Raw genomic sequence first — 742 nt, 5'->3', positions numbered from 1 at the left:
GGAATGAAGGTGGTCTCGACGATCGCGCTCGAATACGGCTTGATCAGGTAGCGCCCGTCGGCCGTCGCGATCTCGAGCGTGTTGCCGTTCTGCGTGACGCTCTTGAACTGGCGCTCGGCGTTCTGCGCGAACGCGAACATGCTGGTGGCCAGTGGGAGTGCGGTGATGCACAGGGCAAGGCGGGCGATCGTGGCTGTTGTCATGGCGTGGTTGTCGTTATGTCAGGTTGTGCGGCTGCAGCCGAAGCATGACAGATTTCGACCGCGCCCAACAGCCTCGCCCTACATGAAACCTGAAGACCGGTCGCTGCCTGGCTGGTCCCTCGTGTCGGCCACGTGGCAGCAGCGCGCATGCCACCCGATCTGCAAGCTTCATCCAGATGGCATAGAATCCTCGGATTTTGCGCGCCGGCCTGGCCGGGGCGCAGTCGCAGAGGACTTGTATGGACACGACACTCGGGCGCCCGGTCAGCCAGACCCGCTCATTCGCCACGATCGCGCTGATCGAATTGTGGGAGCGCTTCGGCTACTACGGCATGCAGGCGCTGATCGTCTACTTCATGGTGCAGCGCCTGGGGTTCGACGACACCCGCGCCACGCTGGTGTGGGGCGCAGCCGCCGCGCTGATCTACGTCGCGCCGGCGATCGGCGGCTGGATCGGCGACAAGGTGCTCGGCACGCGCCGCTCGATGGTGATCGGCGCCATCATCCTGTCTCTCGGCTACGCGCTGATCGGCATCCCG

1 protein-coding gene and 1 pseudogene are annotated in these 742 nt (G+C 64.8%); one reads left to right on the top strand and one right to left on the bottom strand.

Annotated elements, in window-relative coordinates; genetic code table 11:
- Positions 1–203: hypothetical protein (locus V2H77_RS00230; RefSeq protein ID WP_341497201.1), on the bottom strand; the 203-nt coding region annotated here is incomplete at its 3' end.
- Between the two features lie 239 nt (positions 204–442).
- Between V2H77_RS00230 and V2H77_RS00225 the strand changes: the two are divergent.
- Positions 443–742, top strand: a pseudogene (locus V2H77_RS00225) (MFS transporter); the annotation flags it as partial.

Source organism: Photorhabdus sp. P32, assembly GCF_038085095.1.
Taxonomy (GTDB): domain Bacteria; phylum Pseudomonadota; class Gammaproteobacteria; order Enterobacterales; family Enterobacteriaceae; genus Photorhabdus; species Photorhabdus luminescens.
This window is presented reverse-complemented; position numbering and strand designations above follow the sequence as displayed.